Origin of the sequence: Paenibacillus sp. J31TS4, from assembly GCF_018403265.1 — a bacterium.
Lineage (GTDB): Bacteria > Bacillota > Bacilli > Paenibacillales > NBRC-103111 > J31TS4.
Genome location: NZ_BOSI01000001.1, coordinates 1,308,053 through 1,329,764, shown reverse-complemented (window position 1 = coordinate 1,329,764; position 21,712 = coordinate 1,308,053). Strand labels below are relative to the sequence as shown.

At 64.4% G+C, this 21,712-nt stretch carries 13 protein-coding genes; 9 read left to right on the top strand and 4 right to left on the bottom strand.

Annotated elements, in window-relative coordinates:
- Positions 1–65: 65 nt before the first annotated feature.
- Complete coding sequence (locus KJS47_RS06060) at positions 66–1,829, bottom strand: ABC transporter ATP-binding protein (RefSeq protein WP_213523666.1); 1,764 nt, start codon at positions 1,827–1,829, stop codon at positions 66–68.
- Positions 1,830–2,085: 256 nt separating this feature from the next.
- Between KJS47_RS06060 and KJS47_RS06055 the strand changes: the two genes are divergently transcribed.
- Both KJS47_RS06055 and KJS47_RS06050 read left to right on the top strand, forming a co-directional pair.
- The gene (locus KJS47_RS06055) at positions 2,086–2,730 is read left to right on the top strand and encodes a DUF4004 family protein (protein WP_213523664.1); all 645 of its coding nucleotides are present in this window, start codon (positions 2,086–2,088) and stop codon (positions 2,728–2,730) included.
- Between the two features lie 4 nt (positions 2,731–2,734).
- Complete coding sequence (locus KJS47_RS06050) at positions 2,735–3,466, top strand: polymer-forming cytoskeletal protein (RefSeq protein WP_213523662.1); 732 nt, start codon at positions 2,735–2,737, stop codon at positions 3,464–3,466.
- A 158-nt stretch (positions 3,467–3,624) separates the two neighbouring features.
- Here the strand turns inward: KJS47_RS06050 and KJS47_RS06045 are convergent, their stop codons facing one another.
- The 3 genes from KJS47_RS06045 to KJS47_RS06035 all read right to left on the bottom strand — a co-directional run bounded on the left by KJS47_RS06045 (position 3,625) and on the right by KJS47_RS06035 (position 5,512).
- Positions 3,625–4,044 carry a hypothetical protein gene (locus KJS47_RS06045; RefSeq protein WP_213523661.1) on the bottom strand — a complete coding sequence of 140 codons (420 nt, stop codon included), beginning with the start codon at positions 4,042–4,044 and terminating at the stop codon, positions 3,625–3,627.
- Positions 4,041–4,613 carry an RNA polymerase sigma factor gene (locus KJS47_RS06040; protein WP_213523659.1) on the bottom strand — a complete coding sequence of 191 codons (573 nt, stop codon included), beginning with the start codon at positions 4,611–4,613 and terminating at the stop codon, positions 4,041–4,043. Before KJS47_RS06040 ends, KJS47_RS06045 begins: the two co-directional genes overlap by 4 nt.
- An 80-nt stretch (positions 4,614–4,693) precedes the next feature.
- Complete coding sequence (locus tag KJS47_RS06035; RefSeq protein WP_213523656.1) at positions 4,694–5,512, bottom strand: class I SAM-dependent methyltransferase; 819 nt, start codon at positions 5,510–5,512, stop codon at positions 4,694–4,696.
- A gap of 210 nt (positions 5,513–5,722) precedes the next feature.
- On the opposite strand from KJS47_RS06035, the gene KJS47_RS06030 reads away from it, so the two are divergent.
- The 7 genes from KJS47_RS06030 (at position 5,723) to KJS47_RS06000 (ending at position 21,692) form a co-directional block, all read left to right on the top strand.
- Complete coding sequence (locus KJS47_RS06030; RefSeq protein ID WP_213523654.1) at positions 5,723–6,823, top strand: sugar ABC transporter substrate-binding protein; 1,101 nt, start codon at positions 5,723–5,725, stop codon at positions 6,821–6,823.
- Positions 6,824–6,924: 101 nt separating this feature from the next.
- The gene (locus KJS47_RS06025; protein ID WP_213523652.1) at positions 6,925–8,433 is read left to right on the top strand and encodes a sugar ABC transporter ATP-binding protein; all 1,509 of its coding nucleotides are present in this window, start codon (positions 6,925–6,927) and stop codon (positions 8,431–8,433) included.
- A gap of 1 nt (position 8,434) precedes the next feature.
- On the top strand, positions 8,435–9,421 hold the full coding sequence (locus tag KJS47_RS06020) for an ABC transporter permease (RefSeq protein ID WP_213523650.1): 987 nt from the start codon (positions 8,435–8,437) through the stop codon (positions 9,419–9,421).
- Between the two features lie 360 nt (positions 9,422–9,781).
- Positions 9,782–15,598, top strand: a complete 5,817-nt coding sequence (locus tag KJS47_RS06015; protein ID WP_213523648.1) for a SpoIID/LytB domain-containing protein — start codon at positions 9,782–9,784, stop codon at positions 15,596–15,598.
- A gap of 212 nt (positions 15,599–15,810) precedes the next feature.
- Positions 15,811–16,965 carry a glycosyltransferase family 4 protein gene (locus tag KJS47_RS06010; protein WP_213523646.1) on the top strand — a complete coding sequence of 385 codons (1,155 nt, stop codon included), beginning with the start codon at positions 15,811–15,813 and terminating at the stop codon, positions 16,963–16,965.
- 135 nt (positions 16,966–17,100) lie between these two features.
- Entirely contained in the window at positions 17,101–18,414 is a 1,314-nt protein-coding gene (locus KJS47_RS06005; protein WP_213523645.1) for a metallophosphoesterase family protein, read from the top strand.
- The gene (locus KJS47_RS06000) at positions 18,411–21,692 is read left to right on the top strand and encodes an AAA family ATPase (RefSeq protein ID WP_213523644.1); all 3,282 of its coding nucleotides are present in this window, start codon (positions 18,411–18,413) and stop codon (positions 21,690–21,692) included. The genes KJS47_RS06005 and KJS47_RS06000 overlap by 4 nt, the downstream gene beginning before the upstream one ends.
- The last annotated feature ends 20 nt before the right edge of the window (positions 21,693–21,712 follow it).

Sequence of the window (21,712 nt, the reverse complement as noted above, 5' to 3'; positions counted from 1 at the left end):
AGCGCTCCTTTCCAGGGATTGTTAGTTAGTATAGGCGTCCCTCATCGGCGCTGTAAAGGTCCCTTTCAACGAGCAAAGTGCGGGATCTCCTGCTTTCGCCAGTAAGCGGCGAAACGGCCGTTCCTCTGCAGCAGCTCGTCAGGCGGCCCGAACTCTCTGACCTCCCCATCCTCCAAAAACAACACCAGGTCCGCGTGCCGGATCGTCGACAAGCGATGCGCGATGACGAGCTTGGTGCTGCCTGCCGCCCATTTGTTCAGGTCCCGCTGAACCCATTCCTCCGTCTCGAGATCAAGCGAGGAGGTCGGCTCGTCAAGGATCAGCAGAGGAGCGCGGCGCAGAACGGCGCGCGCGATGGCGATCCGCTGCTTCTGCCCTTGGGACAGCCGAATCCCCCGTTCGCCGACCCGCGTCTCGAAGCCGTCCGGCAGCCGGCGGATGAACGAAGCCGACTGCGAGAGCTCGGCCGCTCGTTCGACCGCCGATCCGTCCGCCTCGGACACGCCGATGGCGATATTGTCCCGCACGGTCCCGTCGAACAGGTAGACGTCCTGCGCCACCATCGCCAGATTCTCGCGCAGCTTATGCAGGGAGCAGGAGGAGAGAGGAATGCCGTTCCATAGGATCCTCCCTGCCGTCGGTTCATAGAACCGGTAGAGCAGCTTGACCAGCGTACTCTTTCCGCTCCCGCTAGGTCCGACAAGCGCAAGCGTCCGGCCTGCCGGAACATGAAAGCTAACCGCGTTCAGGACGGGTAAGTCTTCCTCGTAGGCGAAAGAAACCTGTTCAAACGTCAGGGAAGGCGGAGCGTCGGGCAGGCAAACGCCCCGCTCCATCTGCTCAGGCTCCGACTCCATTAGAGCGAGCAGCTTTTCCGCGCCAGTCGTCACTTTTTGCAGCGATTGAAGAATACGGACCAGGCTGGTGAACGGCTCGGAGGCTTTGTCCAGCAAGGTCAAAAAAGCGACCAGTGCCCCCGCCCCAATCTCCCCATTCACCAAAAGGATACCTCCGACAGTCATGCCGATCAGATACCCCAATCGGTCCGGAATGGCACGGATCAGCTCTCGGACTGCCTCCATCTTCTCAATGGAAATCCATAGTCGGATACTCTCCTCGCAGACGGCCCGGAATTTGGTCAGCACCGACGGCTCCAGCCGGTTCATTTTAATTTCCCGCATCCCGGCAAGAGCTTCTCCCATATGGAAGAATACTTTGCTCCCCCACTGCTGCTGCTTCGCCACGAGATCCTTGAACGATTCCTTGATCACCAGATTGCTGATCAGCTGCAGAGGCCCGACAAGAAGCGCAACGATGCCCAGCATCGGCTGGACGGTCAGCAAGTAGACGCCCACGGACAAAAACGCGAGAGGGAGCGAGAGAAGCCGGAGCACATCGAAGACGAGAAATTGTTTGACCAGCTCCAGCTCTCCGAACAATAGATGATTGGACTCCGAGCTGTGCCTGCGCTCGTGGTAGCTTAACGACAGCTGGGTCAGCCGGGTGAGCACCATCTGTCTCATCGCATACACGACGTTGGTGTTAATGATCTGGTTGCCGATCCGAGCCGCTAGAGCGAGCAGGAGACCGCCTGCAACGAAGCCGAACAGCCCGGCCAAGAGCCGGATCGTCTCGGGGATGGTCAAGGAGGTGCCTCCGTCGAACAGCCGCCGGCTCCATTCGGCTATCAACAGCGTGCAGCCGGTTCCCGCTGCTTGGAGCAGGACGACGAGCAGGTACAGCTTCTTATACTTGCTGCATAGAGCAAGGAAACCGCGAAAGCCCGGTCGTTTGACCAAAGCGATCACGCTGCGCTTGCCGGTACTCAATAGGATCGTCCCCCATTTTACATATTCAGGAAGCTGGAATGCTTTTAGTATAAGGAGACGCTTGGTCGACGAAAAGGGAAAGTTTTGCTCGAGTCATAGTCTCACCCGACCTGACTTGGGCGATAGAGCAGATGCCAAGACGGACCTGGGTCGGGAGGGAGGAGAGCAGAAAAGGGAAAAAAAGGTGTCTCGCCCCTTGTTAACGTAACAATGTTTTGTTATATTGACATTAGCTCAACACGAAGGAAGGATACCGATGGAAGCAAGCATGGAGGCATGGATATCCAAGAAGGAGCTGCTGCAGGCGACGGGCATTTCTTACGGACAGCTTTATCGGTGGAAGCGGCAGAATCTCATCCCCGAGGCGTGGTTTCGCAAGCAGTCGTCCTTTACTGGACAGGAGACCTACTTCCCGCGGGACAAGATCCTCCAGCGGATCGCGGCGATCCAGCAGCTCAAGGATCAGTATTCGCTGGAAGAGCTGAGCCGGCTCCTCTCGCCGGAGCGGACCAATGCGTCCTATGGAAACGAGGAAGTCGAGCGGTTCGCCTGGTACGATGCGGGGACAGCGTCCCAATTCGAGCGCGGGCTCGGCAAGAGCAGGTTCTCGTACCATGAGCTCCTGTTCCTGTACGCGGGCTGTCTGCTCGTCAAGCAGGGCGCGGCGCGGGAGGCGGACATCGACCGGCTGGCCGCCTGTGTCCGCAGCTGGATCCCGGCCATGGCGGGAACCGACTACCGGCTTTTGATCTGGCGGGAGGGCGGGCGCAATACGCATCTGCTTGCCTCGGGCGCGCAGACGGTGCTGCTCGACCCGGCTGTTCCGGTTGCAGCGGACTTCCGGCTGGAGGAGCTGGCCAAGCAGCTGAACAAACAATTCAATCCGTTTATGGAGGAATGACAGGATGACGAATGAAAGAAGAGACGCCAAGCTGTCGGGCAGCGGGGTCTTGAGCGGCGGGAGCTACGATCACGTCTCGATCTCGGGCTCGGGACGCATTAATGGAGACGTAGAGGCCGAGACGGTCAAAATCTCGGGCTCCTGCAAAATGGACGGCAATGTCGAGGCGGGAGAGTTCAAGGTTAGCGGCTCCGGCAAGCTGGAGGGAAGCCTGTCCGGCAAGCGGCTCAAGGTGTCCGGCTCGTTCCGGGTGGGTGACGAGCTGGATGTCGTGGAGATCAACTCCTCCGGCACGCTCTCGTGCGGCAGCCATCTGAAGACGGAGACTGTGAAGATAAGCGGCAGCCTCAAGGTCGGAGGGAATATGCAGGCCGAGGACTTTCAAATAGACGGCACGTTCGCGATCGAGGGCGAGCTGAATGCAAACAACGTAGACGCCCGCCTGTCGGGGCCGTCCCGCGTACGGGAGATCGGCGGCGAATCGATCCGGATCCGCGACGAAGGGTTCAGCAGCTTCTTCCTGCGGCCGCTGCTCTTCTGGATCCGCCGCACGACGCATATGTGCGAGGCCGAGACGATCGAAGGGACGACGATCTACATCGAGAATACGCGCGCCCGCACGGTCCGCGGCCACGATGTCCAGATCGGGCCTGGCTGCCAGATCGGCCATGTCGAGTATACCGGCACGCTGGAGGTCTCGCCGGAGGCTTCGGTCGGGGAGCAGATCGCCGGCTAAGGTCAACCGGCTCTCACATTCGTAACAAGAGAGGAACATAGCAAAAGGAGGCGTCCCCTGGGGGCCTCCTTTTTGCTTGTTCGGGAAAGGAGTCATAGTTCCTCGTCCGAGCGTTATCTCGTTCATTGCGAAGCGCAGCATGGCCGGGGACCTTCCGATTATTTGGCTTTGCTTTTGAACAGGCCTTCCAGCTTGTCTACGTCTTCTTGGGAAGAGAGGGTGAACTTGCTCCCGTTGAAAACCGGCGCCATCTGATAATTATCCCCTCCGTGGCTGTGGGACAAGCCGCCTACGCCCGTTTTGGCTTCCAGATAAGAGACGAGCTGCCCGGCGGCGAGGAAGGCGACCGTCTGCTTTTGTCTGTCGGTCGCTTCACCCGGGATCTGCTCGGCGAGAGAGCGGACGTATTCGTCGGAGGTCAGCTGTACCACTCGGTCGCGTAGAGTACGGAAAGCAGACAGCACGTACTCTCCCATACCGTCGAGTGTTTCCAGCGTTAACCCTTTGTCCAAGTCCTCCCGCAGCGTGCGTGCGGGCGCAATCAATTGCATTAACGATACAAGAATCTGGTCATTCATTCGTCTTCCTCCTCCTTCAGTAGGGCGAGCTCCTTGCGCAGCTGCTTGCGGGCATAATGCAGTCTCGACTTGACAGTGCCGATATCGGTCCTCATGCAGGCGGCAATCTGTGCATACGAGAACTCCTCATAGCTGTACAGAATGAGCGTCTGGCGCTGCGCCTCCGGCAGCCGGAAGATCGCTTCGCGCAGCTCGCTGTATTCGCAGTCCGCCTCGATCCGCTCGGCCGGAGACAGCACGCCGTCGCTTGTCTTCTCCAGCCAATCCGAACCTGCCTCGTCGAGCGATACGATGGCAAAACGGCCTCTTCGCCGCAGTTCGTCGTAGCAGAGATTGCGAATGATTCGAAACAGGTAAGGGCGGACCATTTCTGCAGAATCGACCTTCCCCAGATTCCGATACAGCGCAAGGGAAGCATCCTGGACGATCTCTTCGACGCTTCCGCTGCCAGGAAGCAGGCGGCGGACGAACCGCGCGGCGTCCGGCATAAGTGACCGGAGCAGATCCTGCAGTGCTTCTTTGTCTCCCCGTTTCGCCAGCCTGTAGAGGACTTGCTCCCGCTCTTCCATCGTCGTCCCCCCTCTAAACAGTTACAACGGACAGACGAGCGAATTGTTCAATAGATAACGAAACTTTCTTCCTCTCTCGCTTACGTCCTCTTGCGCCCGATGTACAGCAGGTGGGACGAGAGGCCGAGCAGCGCAGGATCGGCGGCCATCTCGTACAGCATAGCGTGCAGCCGATTCCACTCCTCCTCGCCGCGCTCCCGCCAATACTGCCATTGCTCCGGGCTCATCTGTCCGGCTGTGCCGGCGGACGAGCCGATCAGCCCGAGCGTTTCGAAGCCGTGCGCCTCCATGAACGGCACGACGTCCCCAACTTGAAAATAGTACGCCCCGGTAAACCGGCCCTCGTCCGCGTGATCGAACCGGCCGGACGCCCGGAAGGCTTCGATAGCGTCCATCGTATCGTGCGGCTTCCAATGCCGGGGAGTCTGGATCGAGGTGAGCGTGAACCGGCTTCTCGGCATGAAGGCGGCGAAGACGACGCCACCCGGCTTGACGACCCGGTTCAGCTCGGCGGCCGCCGCGGACCGGTCCTCCTCGGTTTGCAGATGATAGAACGGCCCCAGCATGAGAGCCGCGTCGAACATTCCGTCGTCCAGACCGGCCAGCTGACGCGCGTCCAGCGTAAGGAACGCCTCGAAGCGGTCCGACAGGCCCAGCTCGGCGGCCTTCTCCTCCGCCTGCCGGACGAGGCGGGGCGTCAGATCCGAAAGCGTCACACGGTAGCCGAGCCGGGCGAGCTCTATCGCGTATTTGCCTGGTCCCGCTCCGTTGTCGAGCACCCGTCCTTCGGGCGGCAAATGCTTGCGGATCATATGCCAGTTTACCCGGAATTCGAGCGGCTCCCGGTCGAGCCGGCCCCACTCATCGAACGAAGAATAATAACGGACAATGGCATCCATGAGAAGTCCTCCTTTTTCTAACGAACTTGCGCATCGTACCCGTTGTTAGGGCAGCGTGCGGCATGTTTGAAAGAGTATACCAAAAGCCGCATTAGGAGGCGAGAGGAGGAGGTGCAAAATTTCAATTGACGGAACCGGGGGTCGGTGGTATCATTTTTTCAATTCATATAAAACCCATTAAATTAGTGGGTTATTTCGGAGGGGGAAACCATGTTGAAAAGAAACGTTCGTTGGACCGCTTGGCTGGCCATAGTGCTGGTACTGGCGTTGGGGCTGGCCGGCTGCGGCGGAGGCAAGGAGGCGTCGACGGGAATCAGCCCGTCCGCATCTGGAGAAGCGGGAGCGAGCGGCAGCACGTCCAATCCGCTGTCCGGCAAAAAAATTGCGCTTGTCATGAGGTTTAATACGGGAACCTTCTCTGCCCAATACATAGAAGGCGTCAAGGAGCAGGTCGAGAAGCTCGGCGGCAAAGTAACGGTGCTCGCTTCCGACAACGATCTCGCCCGGATGGCTTCGAACCTGGACGCGGCGATCAATCAGAAGCCGGACGGCATTCTGATCGACCACGGCGACGCCGGGGCGCTGGCAGCGGGCGTCCAGCGGGCGGTCGGCCAGAACATCCCGGTCGTCGCGTTCGATTCGGACATTCCGGTAGCCGGCGTTGTCAACCTCCAGCAGGATGACGCCAAGCTGACCGCGGTAACGCTGGACAAGCTGGCGGCGGATGCAGGCGGCAAGGGAACGATCGTCAAAATCTGGGTTGCCGGCTTCCCGCCGATGGAGCGCCGGCAGGCTGCCTACAAGGAATTTATGGCCAAGAATCCGGGCATCAAGGAGATTGCCGCGTTCGGCAACGCCAACAACCCGATGCTCGACGCGCAGTCCCAGATGGAGGCCATTCTGAAGAAGTATCCGAACAAGGGTGACATTACAGCCGTGTGGGCTGCATGGGACGAGTTCGCCAAGGGCGCTGCCCAGGCGATCAAGCAGGCCGGCCGCACGGAGATCAAGGTATACGGCATCGACATGAGCGACGAGGATTTGCAGCTCATCCAGGACAAATCGGGTCCGTGGGTCGCCTCGGCGGCCGTCGATCCGAAGGACATCGGGCGGGTGCAGGTGCGCTACCTGTACCAGAAGCTGCATGGGGACCAGGCGCCGGACAAGGTCGTTCTCCCGCCGGTTCTCGTCGACCGGGCGAGCCTGCCGGAGCAGAAGATCTCGACGGCGGAGCTGTCCAAGCACGTCAAGGGTTGGGGCAGCAGCGAGCAGGGCTACACCGACTGGCTGAAGGCAGCTGAGAAGAAATAATCGGCACAGGAAGCTAGCACACCCATCGGCCGCCGCCGGTGGGTGTGCTTGTGAACGCTCTGCTTCCACCGGTAGCGTGAACGGACGAGGAGGATGGCACTATGACGAAGACACAAGAGCCTCTGCTGGCGATGAAAGGAATCCGCAAAGCCTTTCCCGGCGTTCTGGCGCTGAAGGACGTGGATTTTGAACTCCGGGCCGGCGAGATCCACGGCCTGCTTGGAGCAAACGGCGCGGGCAAAAGTACCCTGATGAAGGTGCTGGCGGGTGCCTATACGGCGGACGAGGGAGAGCTCGTGCTGAACGGGGAGCGGCTGACGTGGAAGGAGCCGAGCGATGCGATCCGCCATGGCATTCATTGCGTCTACCAGGAGGTCGACACGGCGCTCGTGCCGCAGGCGGACCTGGCGGAGAACGTATTCCTCGACCGGATCGCGTCGGGCAGCCGGTGGATCCGCTGGGCCCGGCTGCGCCGGGAGGCGGCCGGACTGCTGGCCTCGCTCGGCCTGGAAAGGCCGGTCGACACCAAAGCCGCCGATCTGACCATCGCGGAGAAGCAGCTCGTGCTTCTCGCCCGGGCGCTGGCAAACGACGCCAAGGTTATCGTCTTCGACGAGCCGACGGCGCCGCTCGGCCTGGAGGAGACGAAGCGGCTGTTCGAGCGGATCCGGAGCGTACGGGACGCGGGTGTCGGCTGCGTCTTCATCTCCCACCGGCTCGCCGAAGTATTCGAGCTGTGCGACCGGCTGACGGTGATGCGGGACGGCGGCAAAGTAACGACTCTCGAGACCACCGAGACGGATTCGGCCGAGGTGGTCCGGCTTATGCTGGGCAAACCGTTCGAGGAGGAATACCCGAAGCGCATCGTCCCCATCGGCGAGACGCTGCTCGAGGTGCGCGGCTTGAAACGCGGCAGCAAGGTGAAGGACGTGTCCTTCGAGCTGCGGCGCGGAGAGATTCTCGGCATCGTCGGGCTGGTCGGGGCGGGGAAGACGGAGCTGTCCCGCCTGCTGTTCGGCGCCGATCCGGCGGACGCCGGGGAGATCCGTCTCGGCGGCCGGCCGCTGCGGCTCGGGAGCCCGGCGGACGCGATCCGCGCCGGCATCGTGCTCGTGCCCGAGGAGCGCCGGCGGCAGGGCGTCTTCGTCGAGGAATCGCTCGCGGACAATCTGACGCTGCCGTCGCTTGGCCGCGTCAGCTCCTTCGGATTCGTCCGCCGGAGCGAGGCGCGCGAGCTGGCCGGGCGGCTCATTGCCCAGCTCGGCATCACACCCGCCCGGCAAGAGCACAAGGTGAAGTGGCTGAGCGGAGGGAATCAGCAGAAGGCGGCGGTGGGCAAATGGCTGCCGACCGACGCCGAGGTGTTCCTGTTCGACGAGCCGACCAAGGGAGTCGACGTCGGAGCGAAGAGCGACATGTTCCGGCTCATGGGACGGCTCGCCGCACAGGGCAAGGGCATCGTCTATTTGACCGGGGAGCTGGCCGAGGCGATCGGCATTGCCGACCGGATTCTCGTCCTCAGCTACGGATCGGTCGTCCGGGAGCTGCCGGCCGCGGAAGCAACCGCGGAACTTATCTTATCTTACGCCAGTGCAGGGGAGGCCCGCTAACATGTCGTCCAAATGGCTTGACGCCACCTTCAAATACGGAGCGCTTGCCGTGATCGCCGCCGTCATCGTCCTGTTCTCGCTGCTGAACGAGCACTTCCTGACGTATGACAACCTCACGGATATTCTCCGCTCGATCTCCATCGTCACATTCGTGGCGATCGGGGTGACGCTGTCCCAGATCGTGGACGGCTTCGATCTGTCCGTCGGTTCGACGGTTTCGCTTACGACGGTTGTCGCCGCCGCGCTTATGGTCTGGTACGAGCAGCCGCTCGTCGTCGTGCTGGCGGTGCCGCTCGCGATCGGCATCCTGATCGGACTGCTCAACGCTTTTCTTATCATCAAGGTCAAAATCCCCGATCTGCTGGCGACGCTGGCCGTCATGTACGTCATCGGAGGCATCCACCGCACGTACACCAAAGGCTACTCCGTCTATAACAACATGCAGATGACGGACGGCACCAAAGCCCCGGGCGTCTTCACCGAGTCGTTCCTGTGGATCGGCAAAGGCAAATGGCTGGGACTGCCCGTGCCGGTGCTGCTCATGGTCGCCGCCGTTGCGCTCGTCCACGTGCTGCTCAAGTACACCCGCTGGGGCAGGCAGCTGTACGTGACGGGCGGAAACCGCGAGGCCGCGCGCCTGTCGGGCATCCGGGTCGACCGGGTCCGGCTGCTCGCTTACGTCGCTTCCGGAGCGTTCGCCGCCGTCGGAGGCATCCTGTTCGCCGCGAGAACCGGAACGGGACAAATCGACGCCGGCGCCTCGCTTCTGATGGAAGCGGTGGCGGCTGTCTTCGTCGGCTACTCGGTGCTCGGGGCGGGCAAGCCGAACGTGATCGGCACGTTCTTCGGCGCCGTGCTTATCGGGGTGCTGCTGAACGGCCTCACGATGCTGAACATGCCGTATTACGCCTTCGACATCATCAAGGGAGGCGTTCTCATCCTGGCGTTGGCGGCGACGTTCGTCCACTTGAACCGGAGGAGAGCGTGACGGTGCTTTTTTCAAGGAAGGGCCTAGCCGCATGCGAAGGCCTGGATTCGACAATAAGAGACGCCGTTCCTCACTGGGAGGCCCGCCTGCAGGCGGGCTTCTTTTTTTTCAGGCGGGGCGCGGGTTTGCGTGTAATCTGTCAGCTCGTCGCGAAAAAAAAGTTCAACCAATAAAAAAAGGATTGAACTATTGTTACATAAAAAATAGAATGAATTTGTAACATCTTGGAAGCGCTTTATTATCAGAAAGGGGGTATGCCTGCTCAAAGCCGATAGAAGCTCGCGCAAGACAGCTGACCGAGTACGCTAAGCGATTCAGAAGGAACCTGCCATGCATTCTATTAAGGTAAGGAGTGTAGCTATGAACGTCTGGATAACCAAACGCGCCCGTCGGACCGTCTCGGCGGCCGCCGCCCTGGCGATGCTCTGGAGTCTGGCGCTCCCGGTACTGCCGGGCGGCACAGGCACGGCCCGCGCCGAATCGTCCGGCTTCACCGTCGTCCGCCAGGACGGCTACCCGGTCGCCCCCGGCGTCCAGCACCAGAGTTTGCTGCTAGAGGGCGGAGGCCATACCGAACGGGTAAACCGGATGGAGATCGATCCGTCCAATCCCGCAATCAAGCTGGAGGTCACCTCGCCCAAGGGCCGGGTCGTCGCCACCGATACCGTCCGTAACCAGGCCAAGCTGGTCGATGCCGAGAACTATCGGGCGGTCGGCGCGTTCAATATGGACTTTTACAATACCGATCCTACATACGCGGGCGCCCCGATCGGCCTGCAGATGACGCGCGGCGAGATCGTCACCGCGCCCGCCTCGTCCCGCTCGGTTCTCGCGATCCGGGAGGACGGCACCTACTTCTTCGAGGCTGCCGTTGCCATGACGGGGACCGCGGCTTCCGAAGGCAGAGGGACCGCCAAGCTGAGCGGCGTGAACCGTCCGTTCACAACCGGCATGACCAATCATCTTGTTCTATACAACGACAAATTCAGCGCCACGACCAAGTCGCAGGCAAGCGGCGTCGTGGAAGTCGTTGTCGCTCCCGACGGCGGCAGCTCCGCGATCCGGCCGGGCGTTCCGGCGACCGGAACGGTCGAGGCGGTTAACCAGGGCGGCAATTCCGCGATCCCGGCCGGCAAATGGGTGCTCGCGGCATCCGGCGCCCAGGCGGATTGGGCGAGAGCCCAGCTAACCGCCGGCAAGAAGGTGACGTTCGACGTCCAGTTCGACAAAGGAGTCGGCGATGCGTACCAGGCCGTCTCGGGAGGCGTCGTGATGTTGAAGGACGGTGCGGCGACGGCGGAAGCACTCGCCGACAACGACCGGCATCCCCGCACGTTCGTGGCCTCCAAGGCGGGCAAGCTGTACGTCTACACCTTTGACGGGCGCCAGCCGTCCTACTCCGACGGCGTGACGCTGCGCGAGGGCGCCATCTACCTGCAGGAGCAGGGCATGGAGGCGGCGATCAACGTCGACGGCGGCGGCTCGACCACCTATGCGGCGCGCCAGCCGGGCGACCAGTCGCTGACGGTGCTCAACTCGCCCTCCGACGGCTATGAGCGCTCGAACTCGAACTCGCTCGTCGTCGTCTCGACGGCTCCGGTCACCGCGCTTCACTCGCTCGTGCCGAGTCCGAAGGGACCGTTCAAGATAGCGGCGGGAAGCTCGGTCGTCTTCACGGCCAAGGGGCAGGACGTTTCCTATAACGGTGTGCCGGTCGATCCGGCGTCGCTCGTCTGGCAGGCGACCGCGGGAGCCGGCACGATGCAGCCGAACGGAACGTTCACCGCTTCGGCCTCCCCGGGCAGCGGGCAGGTGACGGTTGCAAGCGGCACGGTGACGGCCTCGGTCGAGGTCACCGTGGTAGACAGCGTCGCCCGCCTCGAGCTCTCGCCGACCGTCGCGGTCGTCAATCCCGGCCAGACGCAGCAGTTCCGGGTCCGGGGCTATGACGCAGGTGGAGGAGAGATTTATCTGTCTTCCGACAAGGTCGTCTGGTCTGCGGAAGGCGGCATCGGCACGATCGCGGCAGACGGCAAGCTGACGGCCGCAGGCACATCCGCTTCCGGGAAGGTAATCGCGGCATATAACGGTGTGCAAGCCGAAGCGAGCGTCAATGTCGGCAAGCCTCCGGTCGTGATCGAGGATTTTGAGGATTTGACGGATCTGTCCGCGAGTTCCATCGTCGTCGTACCCGGCTCGGTCAAGCTTGACCTGATGAGCCGGCCGAACCCGGTGCGCATCGGAGGCAAGGCCGTCAGGCTGAGCTATGACTTCACCGGCACGAGCGGCACCTCGGCCGCCTACTTGAACTTCAGCGAGAACGGAAAGGCAGGCCGCCTGATGGACGGCTATCCGACCAAGATCGGCCTCTGGGTCTACGGCGACGGCCAGAAGCATTGGCTGCGCGGTCAGATTCAGGACGGTAAGGGAGGGAAAACCCCGATCGACTTCACGGCGAGCGGAGGACTGAACTGGACCGGCTGGAAGCATGTGACGGCGGATATTCCGTCCGGTCTGACGCTTCCTCTGCAGGTGAATCAGATTTATGTCGTGGAGACGAGCAACGCGAACAAGAACGCGGGCGCCGTGATCTTCGACGAGCTGCGCTCGTTTTACGGCACGATCACCGAGGATCTGACAGGGCCGGTCTTCTCCGCGATGACACCGGAGCCGAACTCGCGGATCCGGGAAACGACTCCGGTGATCGGCGCGGTCGTCAAGGACAATGTGGCCGTCGACGCGAGCACGATCGAGATGAGGCTCGACAACGTACCGGTTGCCCACCAGTACGACGCGGCCACGGGGCAGCTGCGCTACACGCCGGCCCAGCCGCTTGCGGAGGGCACCCATCAGGTCGCCATCGAAGCGCTTGATACGTCGGGCAACCCGGCGCAGCCGCTCGGCCGCTGGAGCTTCACGATTAATAGCGGCAGCACCGCCGTGGCGCTCGAGCTCAGCGGGCTGTCCGAGATGACCGTCGGAAGCACGCTGCAGGCGGAGGCCGTCCAGGTGTTCGCGGACGGAACGCGCGCCAAGGTTGCGTCCGGAGTCCAGTTCGCGAGCAGCGATCCGGCTATCGCCGAAGTGAGCCCCTCCGGCCTCGTTACGGCCAAGAAAGCGGGACAGGCGACTATAACCGCCGCTTATGAAGGGCTTACCGCCTCGTATCTCCTGCAGGTCAAGCCGGGCTTTACCTCTCCCGTGCAGGAGAAGGTGATGGCGAAGAATACGGCGGCCGGTACGATCGAGCTTGAGCTCGCCGGCGCGCTCAAGCTGGCGGACGGCGTCGTCGTTGAGCAGACGGACGGCGGACGGACGATCCAGAAGACGCTGGCGGACGTGCACGTAGGGGCGTCTAACGCCACCTTCTATCCGAACGCAGCCGGCCAGGTTGCCAAGATCGTCCTGAACGGAGAGACGCCGTCCGACCGGATGCGTGTCGGCATCCGCCGCGACATCGGCAACATCGCGGACGAAACGACGTTCGGCCATCCGTCCGTAGGCGTTCAGTCCGCCCGCGGCTTCCGCGTGCTCGACAAGAAGGCCGGCCGGTCGTTCGACATCGCCGCAGGCAAGCTGGTGACCTTCACGCCGAGCGGCGGACAGATCGTCGTCGCGGAAGCGGGGACGGAGCTGTACCGCACCGCCAACCGGCTGTACGCGGAGCAGACATCGCCGGACGGCTCGCTTCTCCAGATTTCCACCATCAAGCGGGCGCAGGGCATTCCTTCCTACCGCGGGTCGCTTGAGCTGACGCTCAGCGAGACGCCCGGGCAGCTGAAGGTCATTAATGACGTAACGCTTGAGCAATATCTGTACCAGGTGGTGCCGAGCGAGATGCCGGCTAGCTTCGGCAAGGAAGCGCTCAAGGCGCAGGCGGTCGCGGCGCGTACCTACGCGCTGGCGGATTATTTCAGCGGCCGGTACGCGGAACGCGGCTTCCATATCGACGACAGCACCGCCAGCCAGGTGTACAACAACAGCGCCGAGAACGAGCTGACGACGCAGGCGGTGAACGAAACGGCCGGCCTGATCATGAAGAGCGGCGGCCAGCTGGTCGACGCGCGCTATTACTCGACGTCGGGCGGCTACGGGGCCTCCAAACACGAGGTCTGGTCCGACGCGAACGCGACGACTTTCCCGGGCACGCCTCTGCCGTATCTGACGGCACGCAGCTATACGTACGATCCGGCGGATCGGAACCGGATGTTCGAGGTCGATCCGCATGATGAGCAGGCGCTGAATGCTTTCTACAAAACATTGTCCTATACGGGCTACGATTCGGAGTCGCTCTACTTCCGGTGGAAGGTGGGCCTCACCCGCCAGGAGCTGGAGACAACGATCAACAAAAACCTCGGCGACCGGTACAAATCCGATCCGGCCTTCATCCTGACGAAGCAGCCGGACGGCAGCTACGCCAGCAAGCCGATTCCGGCGGAAGGCATCGGCACGCTGCTTAATCTGTCGGTGGCCAAACGCGGAGCCGGAGGCAACATCATGGAGCTCGTGGTCGAGGGCACGAGCGGCACCTACAAAATCATCAAGGAATACAACATTCGGTTCACCATCCGGCCGAGCAGCACTTACACGGGCGGAGGGGACATTCTTGCCTACCGGGCGAAGGGCGGCAGCACGACTTACGATCCGGCAGGCACGCTGAAGAATCCGAGCATTCTCTACTCCGCTTTCTTTACGTTCGATCTGGCCAAGGACGAGAGCGGGGCGCTGACAGGCGTTACGTTTTACGGCGGCGGCAACGGACACGGCGTCGGCATGAGCCAATACGGCGCTTCCGCGCTCGGAGGCGAGGGCTGGAAGTTCGACCAGATTCTGAACGCCTATTACAGCGGGATGCAGCTGACGTCTCTGGCGGGCCAGCCGTACGAGATCGTGGCGCTTGAACTCGGCGGGCTCAGCTCGATGAAGCCGGGAGAAACCCAGCAGGCACAGGTAACGGCGCGGTACAACGACGGAACGAGCGTCGTCTGGACGGCGGGCGTCTCTTACGCCAGCAGCAATCCGGCGGTTGCGAGCGTGACGCCGGGCGGCAAGGTGACGGCGGTGGGATTCGGCGAAGCCGAGATTACCGCGGCTTACGGTCCCCATGTGGCCGTGTATCGGCTCCAGGTAGGCTCCGACGCGACTGCACTCGAGCTCGGTGGACTGTCGCCTATGGCGCCTGGAGAGACCCGGCAGGCAATGGTGACGGCGGTTTACTCCGATGGCACCAGGAAGCCGGTTACCCAGGGAATCGTGTTCGTCAGCAGCGATTCGCAAGTTGCCGAGGTATCGGCGGATGGGGCCGTCCGGGCGATCAAGCCTGGACAGACGGTAATCACAGCGGCATGGAGCGGCTTGACGGCCTCCTACACGCTTGCTGTCAACGCCCAATCGAACGGCCTCGAGCTGTCCGGCCTTGAGCCGATGAAGCCGGGCGAGAGCCGGCAGACGGTCGTCTCGGCGGTCTATGCCGACGGTTCGCGTGTTCCGGTGACGGACCGGAGTGCATTTGCCAGCAGCAATCCGCAAGTGGCGACCGTCAGCGAGACCGGACTCGTGCAGGCGCTGGCGCCTGGCCAAACCGTCATAACCGCTTCGTGGCAGGGCATGACGGCGACCTACACGCTTGAGGTTACGGCTCAACCCAAAGTGATGACCGGCCTCCAGCTGACCGGACCAGGACCGATGAAGGCCGGCGATCGGCGGCAGCTGACCGCCACGGCGCTGTATTCGGACGGCTCTTCGCAGCAGGTGACAAGCGGCGTCCAGTACGTAAGTCAGAACCCGCTTGTGGCGAGTGTGGGACCGAACGGTCAGGTAACGGCGCTCAGCAAGGGCGATGCAGTTATCGTGGCGAGCTACAACGGCTTCACGGCCAACTATGAGGTGAAGGTAACCGCCTCCGTCACTAAGCTCCAGCTCGAGAAGCTGAAGCCGATGTGGGCGGGCGATACGACGCAGGTGAAGGTGACGGCGGAGTATTCCGACGGGACCAAAGCGGACGTCACTTCACTGGCGACCTACGTCAGCTCCAACCCGGAAGCGGCCACTGTGGACGCAACGGGCAAAGTGACGGCCGTTGAAAAAGGCAGTACGACGATTACCGCCTCATTCGGTCTGCGGGACGACAGCGAGAAGCTCGTCGTAACCAAAGCGCCGCCAGGACACAACAAATAACAATCCTCAATTGGAAGCAGGGACGCCCCGGCCGCATGCGCGGACGGCGGCGTCTTTTTGCGAGGGAGAGGAAGCGGCTCTCCGGGCCGGACGGCTGCCCTTGCCAAAGAAAGGGATAAAGGTCTGTGCCTGTGTTCCCTTTTCACTGCTCTCCGCAAACGTTACAATAGAAGACGAAGAACCCAAACTGGTGTTTGTCTCAGGAGGCCCCTATGAAGATACTGCAAGCATTGTTTTTTCCCCCGGAGCAGCCCGGCGGCGTCTCGTCCATGGTTCCGTACATGACCGAGCGGTTCGTCAAGAAGGGCTGGGAGATGGAGCTGTTCTCGCTGCCCAAGCGAGTCCGCGGCAAAGGCGAGGAGCCGGTCTCATTCTCCACCTTCGATTGGGAAGCCTACGCGGGCCACGCCGTCGTCGATAAATATATCCAAACCTACCGGGACTACGTCTGGTGGACGCGCATGCGCCTCAAACGGCGGTCCTACGATCTTATCCATGCCCATCACCCGATTCCGGCGCTTGTCATGAAGCAGCTGTTCCCGGACACGCCGGTCGTCCTGACCGTGCACTCGAGCTACGAGCGTGAGCTTATCTTGAACGGCCGGATTCGGGAGGACGGACCCGAGCACCGGTTCCTTACCTCGATCTACCGGGAGCTTGAGGACAGAGTCAACCAGATCCTGACGGTATCCCGCTCGTTCAAGTCCTACTTGAGCGAATACGTGCAGGACCCCGAGCGGATCGGCGTCATGCCGAACGGGTTCGACGAGAAGCGGTTCCGGCCTTCTCCTCACGAGAACGAGACGACGCAGCTCATTACCGTCTGCCGTCTGGTGCCGGCCAAAGGACTGGATACACTGCTTCGCGCCTGCGCCCAGCTCAAGGAGAAAGGGCTTCCCTTCGTGCTCCATATGATCGGCGACGGGCCGACGCGCACGGAGCTGGAGGAGCTGGCCGTCCAGCTCGGCATTTACGAGGAAACGATCTTCTACGGCTACATGCTGCATCCCGAGGAGTTCATGCCGTTCTTCGACGTGTTCGTGCTGCCTTCCCGCGCCGAAGCGTTCGGCTCGGTATTCGCCGAGGCGGCTCTCTGCCAGCTGGCGCTTGTCGGCACGAATGTCGGCGGCATCTCGGAGCAGATCGAGAACGGCCGCAACGGCCTGCTCGTCCCGCCGGACGACGCGGCGGCACTCGCCGCGGCGCTTGAGAAGCTGATCGCCGATCCGACGTACCGGTACCAGCTTGCCCGCTCCGCGAGGGAGAAGGCGAAGAAGACGTATTCGCTCAACCGGGTCATCGTCCAGCTGACCCAATTGTACGAGAGCTACGCCCGGATGGAGGGCGGCGAACGTCGGATCAAATAGCGGCGGACCCGGCGGGGGACCCGTCCTGTCCGCCGGCAGGAGAAAGCCCGCAGCCTGTCCGGAAGAGGGCGGACCGGGCTTCTTTTGCCATGCCCAGGAAGAGCAGGAGGGAAGAATAGGAGAGGAGGAAGACGGATGGTGCCGTTTAAATTCGTGCATGCGGCGGACCTGCATCTGGACAGCCCGTTCCAGGGACTGGCGGGACTGCCGGCCGCCGTGCGGGCGTGTCTCAAGCAGTCCACATTCGAGGCGCTCGGCAACCTGGTCGAGCTGGCGATTCGGGAACGCGTCGACTTCGTTCTCGTGGCGGGGGATGTCTACGATCTGGCAGACCGCTCGCTGCGCGCGCAGCTCCGGTTCCAAAAAGCGGCGCTGCGGCTGCAGGAGGCAGGCATTGCGCTCTATCTCGTGCACGGGAACCACGATCCGGCCGACGGACGGGCGGCCCGGCTGCAGTGGCCAGACAATGTAACCGTGTTCGGAACCGACCGAGTGGAGACAGTGAACGTCCTGCTGAGGGATGGCCGGCGCGCTGCGCAGCTGCACGGCATTTCGTATCCAACTGCCGCGGTTACGGACAATTATGCCAAGCGCTTCCCGGTTCCGGCGGACCGCAGCTGCTACCAGATCGGGCTGCTGCATACGAACGTGGAAGGCGAAGAAGGCCACGCCAATTATGCGCCCTGCACCCGGCAGGATCTTGAGCGGGCCGGGATGAACTACTGGGCGCTTGGCCACGTCCATACGAGGCGGACGCTCGGGGAAGCGCCCTGGATCGTCTATCCGGGCAACGCACAGGGCAGGAGTATCCGCGAGACGGGGGCCAAGGGCTGCTATGTCGTGGAGGTGGCCGAAGACGGCCAGGCCGCACTCACCTTCCATGCCGTGGACGCGGTCCGCTGGGAACGGCTCGCGGTCGACATCGAACGGCTGCAAACGGAGGAGGAGCTCCGGGAAGCGGTCCGGCAGGCGATGGAGCAGGCGCGGGCCGCTGCGGATGGCCGCCCTGTCGTCGTCCGGCTCGAGCTGACGGGACGTGGTCCGCTGCATCCGGTGCTGCAGCGGGGCCATGCTCTTAAGGAGCTGCTGGAGGAGCTCCGTGAAGGCGAGGTGCCGTCTGCCGCGGGCGACGGCTGGACGGAAGAGGGCCCGGCGGGACCGTTCGTCTGGCTGGAATCCGTTCGGGTACGGACGGGCGTGCCGGCCGATCTTGCCCGGCTGGCTGCGGAAGACAGCTTTGCGGGGGACCTCGTCCGGCTGGCCGATTCGCTGCTGGATGACGAGGAAGCGTTCGAGGCGTTCTGCCGCGAGGCGCTCGCTCCGCTCGGGCAGCAAAGCAAGCTGGCGGGGCTGCTCGGCGAGCTTCCGGGAGAAGAGAGGGCGGGCTGGCTTCGCGCGGCGCGGGAGATGGCGCTGGACAGTCTGCTGGACGAGGAGGGGACGGCATGAGAATCGAAGAAATCCGAATCGACGGCTTCGGAATCCACGCTGGCCGGACACTGGCGCCCGCAGCCGGCCTAACGGTGCTGTACGGCGCCAACGAGGCGGGCAAAAGCACGCTGATGGCGTTCGTGCGCGCCGTCCTCTTCGGATTTCCGTCCCGGGCCCAGACGGAGTCTCGCTACGAGCCGGAGAAGGGAGGCCTTCACGGCGGCAGCCTGCTTATTCGGACGAGTGACGGCAGCCGGGTCCGCATCGAGCGGACGGACGACGGACGGGGCCCAAGCGGAGGCCGGCTGGCCGTAACGCGGGAGGACGGCTCCCGCGCGGGTGAGGAAGAGCTCGTCCGGCTCCTCGGCGGCATGTCCGGAGAGCTGTTTCGCAGCCTGTTCGCGTTCAGCCTGACGGAGCTGCAGGAGATCCGCACGCTGCAGGCTGACGAGCTGAGCGGCTATCTGTACGGCGCGGGATTCGGCGCTCAGGCACGGCTCATCGCGGAGGCGGAGCGCCGGGCCGCTCAGGAAGCGGACGCGCTGTACAAGCCCCGGGGCAAAAACCAGGAGATGGCCCGGCGGCTCCGTGAGCTGGAACAGGCGGAGGCGGAGCTTAGGCGCAGCAAGGAGCAGGCCGGACGGTATAATCGGATCGCGGCCGAGCGGCGCGAGACGGAAGCCGAGATTGCCCGGCTCGACGAGCGGCTCCGGCAAGCCCGGCGCGAAGCGGCACTGCTGAGCGGAGCGCTCCAGGCGCGGGAGGCCTGGCTGCAGCGGAGGACGATCCGGGACGAGCTGGAGTCGCTTGCGCCGGCTTCTGCCGTGCCGTACGGTGCGGCAGAACGGCTGGAGCGGCTGCTTGAGGCCCGCCGGCACGAGAATGCCGCCGCCGCCCGTCTGAAGTCCCGGCTGGAGCAGCTGGACGAGGAGCTGGATCGGCTTCGTCCCGAGCTGGGGACACCCGAGGATCGGGAGGAGCTGGCCGCCCTGACGGAGGAGCTGCCCGGCTACCGGGCGGGGAGACGGGCTCTGGCCGAGCTGGATGCCGAGCTCGGCCAGTTGCGCCGGCGGATCGACGCCGAGCTGCGGCGGATCGGGCCGGCCTGGACGGACGCCGTGCTGGACCGCCAGCCGGTCACCGTCGCCCGCAAGGAGGAGCTGCGCGGGCGACGCGAGCGGCTTGACCTGGCGGTGCGCACCGTCCAGCAGGCGGAAGCCGAGCTGGCCCTGCTCCGGCAGGCGGAAGCGGAGGCCCGCGAGCGGCTGGGCCAGCGCGAGAGCGAGTGCGACGCGTTCGCCGCCGCCTTCCGGCTCCGCTTCGGCGAGCCGGACAGCCCCGCTCCCGCTTCGCTCCACGCCGAGGCGCTCGCCGGGCTGCGCCGCGGCCTGCGGCAGCTGGAGCAGCTGGAGGTCGAGAGGCGGCACGCGGAGCGCCGCGAGCAGGACCACCTGCTCCAGCTCGACCGCGACGCCGCGGCGGCTCCGCCCGCCGCTGCTTCCGCCGGCGCCCTCGGCCCGCTCGCGTGGCTGTCCGCGTGCCTCGCCGTGGCGGTGCCCGCGCTGCTCGCCGCCGCGGGCCGGCCGTGGCTCGCGCTCGGCGGCCTGGTCGCGACCGGCGCCTTCAGCGCGTACGCCTTCGCGCTGCGGCACCGGCTCGCGCCGGTACCGCCTACGCTGGCCCGAGCCCGGCCGGCCAGCGAAGGCCTGGCCGCGCTGCGCGGCGAGCGCGAGCGGCTCGAGCGGCACGAGGCGGCGCTCGCGGATGACCTCCGCGCGAGGCTCGGCTCGGCGCTTGCGGCGGCGCCCGAGGCCGCAGCCGCCGGCGCTGGGCACCCGCCGCTCGCGGAGATGGCGCTCCGGGCGGACGCCGGCGGCGCGGACCGTTCCGCCGCCGCGCTCGGCACCGAGGCCGCGGAGCTGCTCGTGCAGCTCGAGCGATGGGCCGGCGAGCGCCACGAAGCCGAGCGCGAGCTGAGCCGTCGGCGCGAGGCGGCCGCCGAGGCCGACGCGGAGGCGCTGCGGCGGGCCGCGCGGCTTCGCGAAGGCGAGGAGCGGCTCCGGCGCGCGCAGGAGGCGGCCGCCGAGGACCGGTCGGCGTGGGAGCGCTGGCTGGCGGCGGGCGAACTGCCGGCCGGGCTGTCGCCGGAGACGGCGGCGGAGCTGCTCGCACTCGCGGAGCAGACCGCCCAGCGGCTGCAGGATGGCCGCGAGCTGCAGCGGCGGCGCGAGGGGGAGCGGGACCGCCTCCGCCGGTTCGAGGCGGCAGCGGAGCGGCTGCTCGGCGAGGCGGCGGGCCGTGAGCCGGAGCGGGCGCTCGCCGATTGGCGTGAGCGGCAGACGCACGCCGAGCGGCAGCTGGCGGAGCGCGAGCGTCTGCTCGCGGAGCGCGCCGAGACGGAGCAGGCGGCCCGGGCGGCCGAGGCGGAGCGGACCGCGACGGAGCGGGAGCTCGAGGCGCTGTGGGCGTCCGCGGATGCGCCCGACGAGGCGGCCTTCCGCGAGCGGCTGCGCGCCCACGAGCGGCGGGAGGAGCTGCAGCGCATGCTCCGCGAGCTCGACGACCGGCTGGCGCTCGCTTTCGCGGCGGCCGGGGAGACCGAGCGGGAGCGGTGCGAGCAGCGGCTCGCGGCCGCCGCGCCGGAGGAGCTCGAGGCGGAGCTGGACGCGCTGCGCCGGACCGTGGAGGAGAGCGAGCGCGAGGCTGACCGGCTCCGCGACGTGCGTGGCCGGCTCGGCCACGAGCTGGACAAGCTGGAGGACGGCGCGGAGCACGCGGACCGGCTGTTCCGGCTCGAGGAGCAGCGGGCCGAGCTCAAGGAGCTGATCGGGCGCTGGGCGACCCTCGCCCTCTGCTCCCGCCTGTTTAAGGAAACGCGGGAGCGGTACGAGAAGGAACGGCAGCCAGGCGTTCTTCGCCGAGCCTCGGTCTATTTTGAAAGGATGACGGACGGCCGCTACCGGAGCGTGTCCGCGCCGCTTGGCGAAAAGAGGCTGCAGGCGGAGCGCGCCTCGGACGGCCGGTGGCTGGATTCGTCCCGGCTGAGCAGGGGGACGGCCGAGCAGCTGTACCTGGCGATGCGGTTCGCGCTCGCGGAGGAATACGCCCGCAAGGCTCCGCTGCCGCTTATCATGGACGACATCCTCGTCAACTTCGATGCGCTGCGGATGCGCCGCACGATGGCGATGCTCGGGGAGCTGGCATCCCGCCACCAAATTCTGCTGTTCACCTGCCATGCCCATATGGCCGAGGCGGCGCGGGAGCTGGTCCCGGACAGCCGGGTTCTGACCCTGTAGCCGGGTGCGGCTTGGAAACT

What these genes read in the sequence shown, in the direction of transcription:
- KJS47_RS06055 (WP_213523664.1), top strand. Translation starts at nt 2,086, where the DNA reads ATGGAAGCAAGCATGGAGGCATGGATATCCAAGAAGGAGCTGCTGCAG.
- KJS47_RS06050 (WP_213523662.1), top strand. Translation starts at nt 2,735, where the DNA reads ATGACGAATGAAAGAAGAGACGCCAAGCTGTCGGGCAGCGGGGTCTTG.
- KJS47_RS06045 (WP_213523661.1), bottom strand. Translation starts at nt 4,044, where the DNA reads ATGAATGACCAGATTCTTGTATCGTTAATGCAATTGATTGCGCCCGCA.
- KJS47_RS06040 (WP_213523659.1), bottom strand. Translation starts at nt 4,613, where the DNA reads ATGGAAGAGCGGGAGCAAGTCCTCTACAGGCTGGCGAAACGGGGAGAC.
- KJS47_RS06035 (WP_213523656.1), bottom strand. Translation starts at nt 5,512, where the DNA reads ATGGATGCCATTGTCCGTTATTATTCTTCGTTCGATGAGTGGGGCCGG.
- KJS47_RS06030 (WP_213523654.1), top strand. Translation starts at nt 5,723, where the DNA reads ATGTTGAAAAGAAACGTTCGTTGGACCGCTTGGCTGGCCATAGTGCTG.
- KJS47_RS06025 (WP_213523652.1), top strand. Translation starts at nt 6,925, where the DNA reads ATGACGAAGACACAAGAGCCTCTGCTGGCGATGAAAGGAATCCGCAAA.
- KJS47_RS06020 (WP_213523650.1), top strand. Translation starts at nt 8,435, where the DNA reads ATGTCGTCCAAATGGCTTGACGCCACCTTCAAATACGGAGCGCTTGCC.
- KJS47_RS06015 (WP_213523648.1), top strand. Translation starts at nt 9,782, where the DNA reads ATGAACGTCTGGATAACCAAACGCGCCCGTCGGACCGTCTCGGCGGCC.
- KJS47_RS06010 (WP_213523646.1), top strand. Translation starts at nt 15,811, where the DNA reads ATGAAGATACTGCAAGCATTGTTTTTTCCCCCGGAGCAGCCCGGCGGC.
- KJS47_RS06005 (WP_213523645.1), top strand. Translation starts at nt 17,101, where the DNA reads ATGGTGCCGTTTAAATTCGTGCATGCGGCGGACCTGCATCTGGACAGC.
- KJS47_RS06000 (WP_213523644.1), top strand. Translation starts at nt 18,411, where the DNA reads ATGAGAATCGAAGAAATCCGAATCGACGGCTTCGGAATCCACGCTGGC.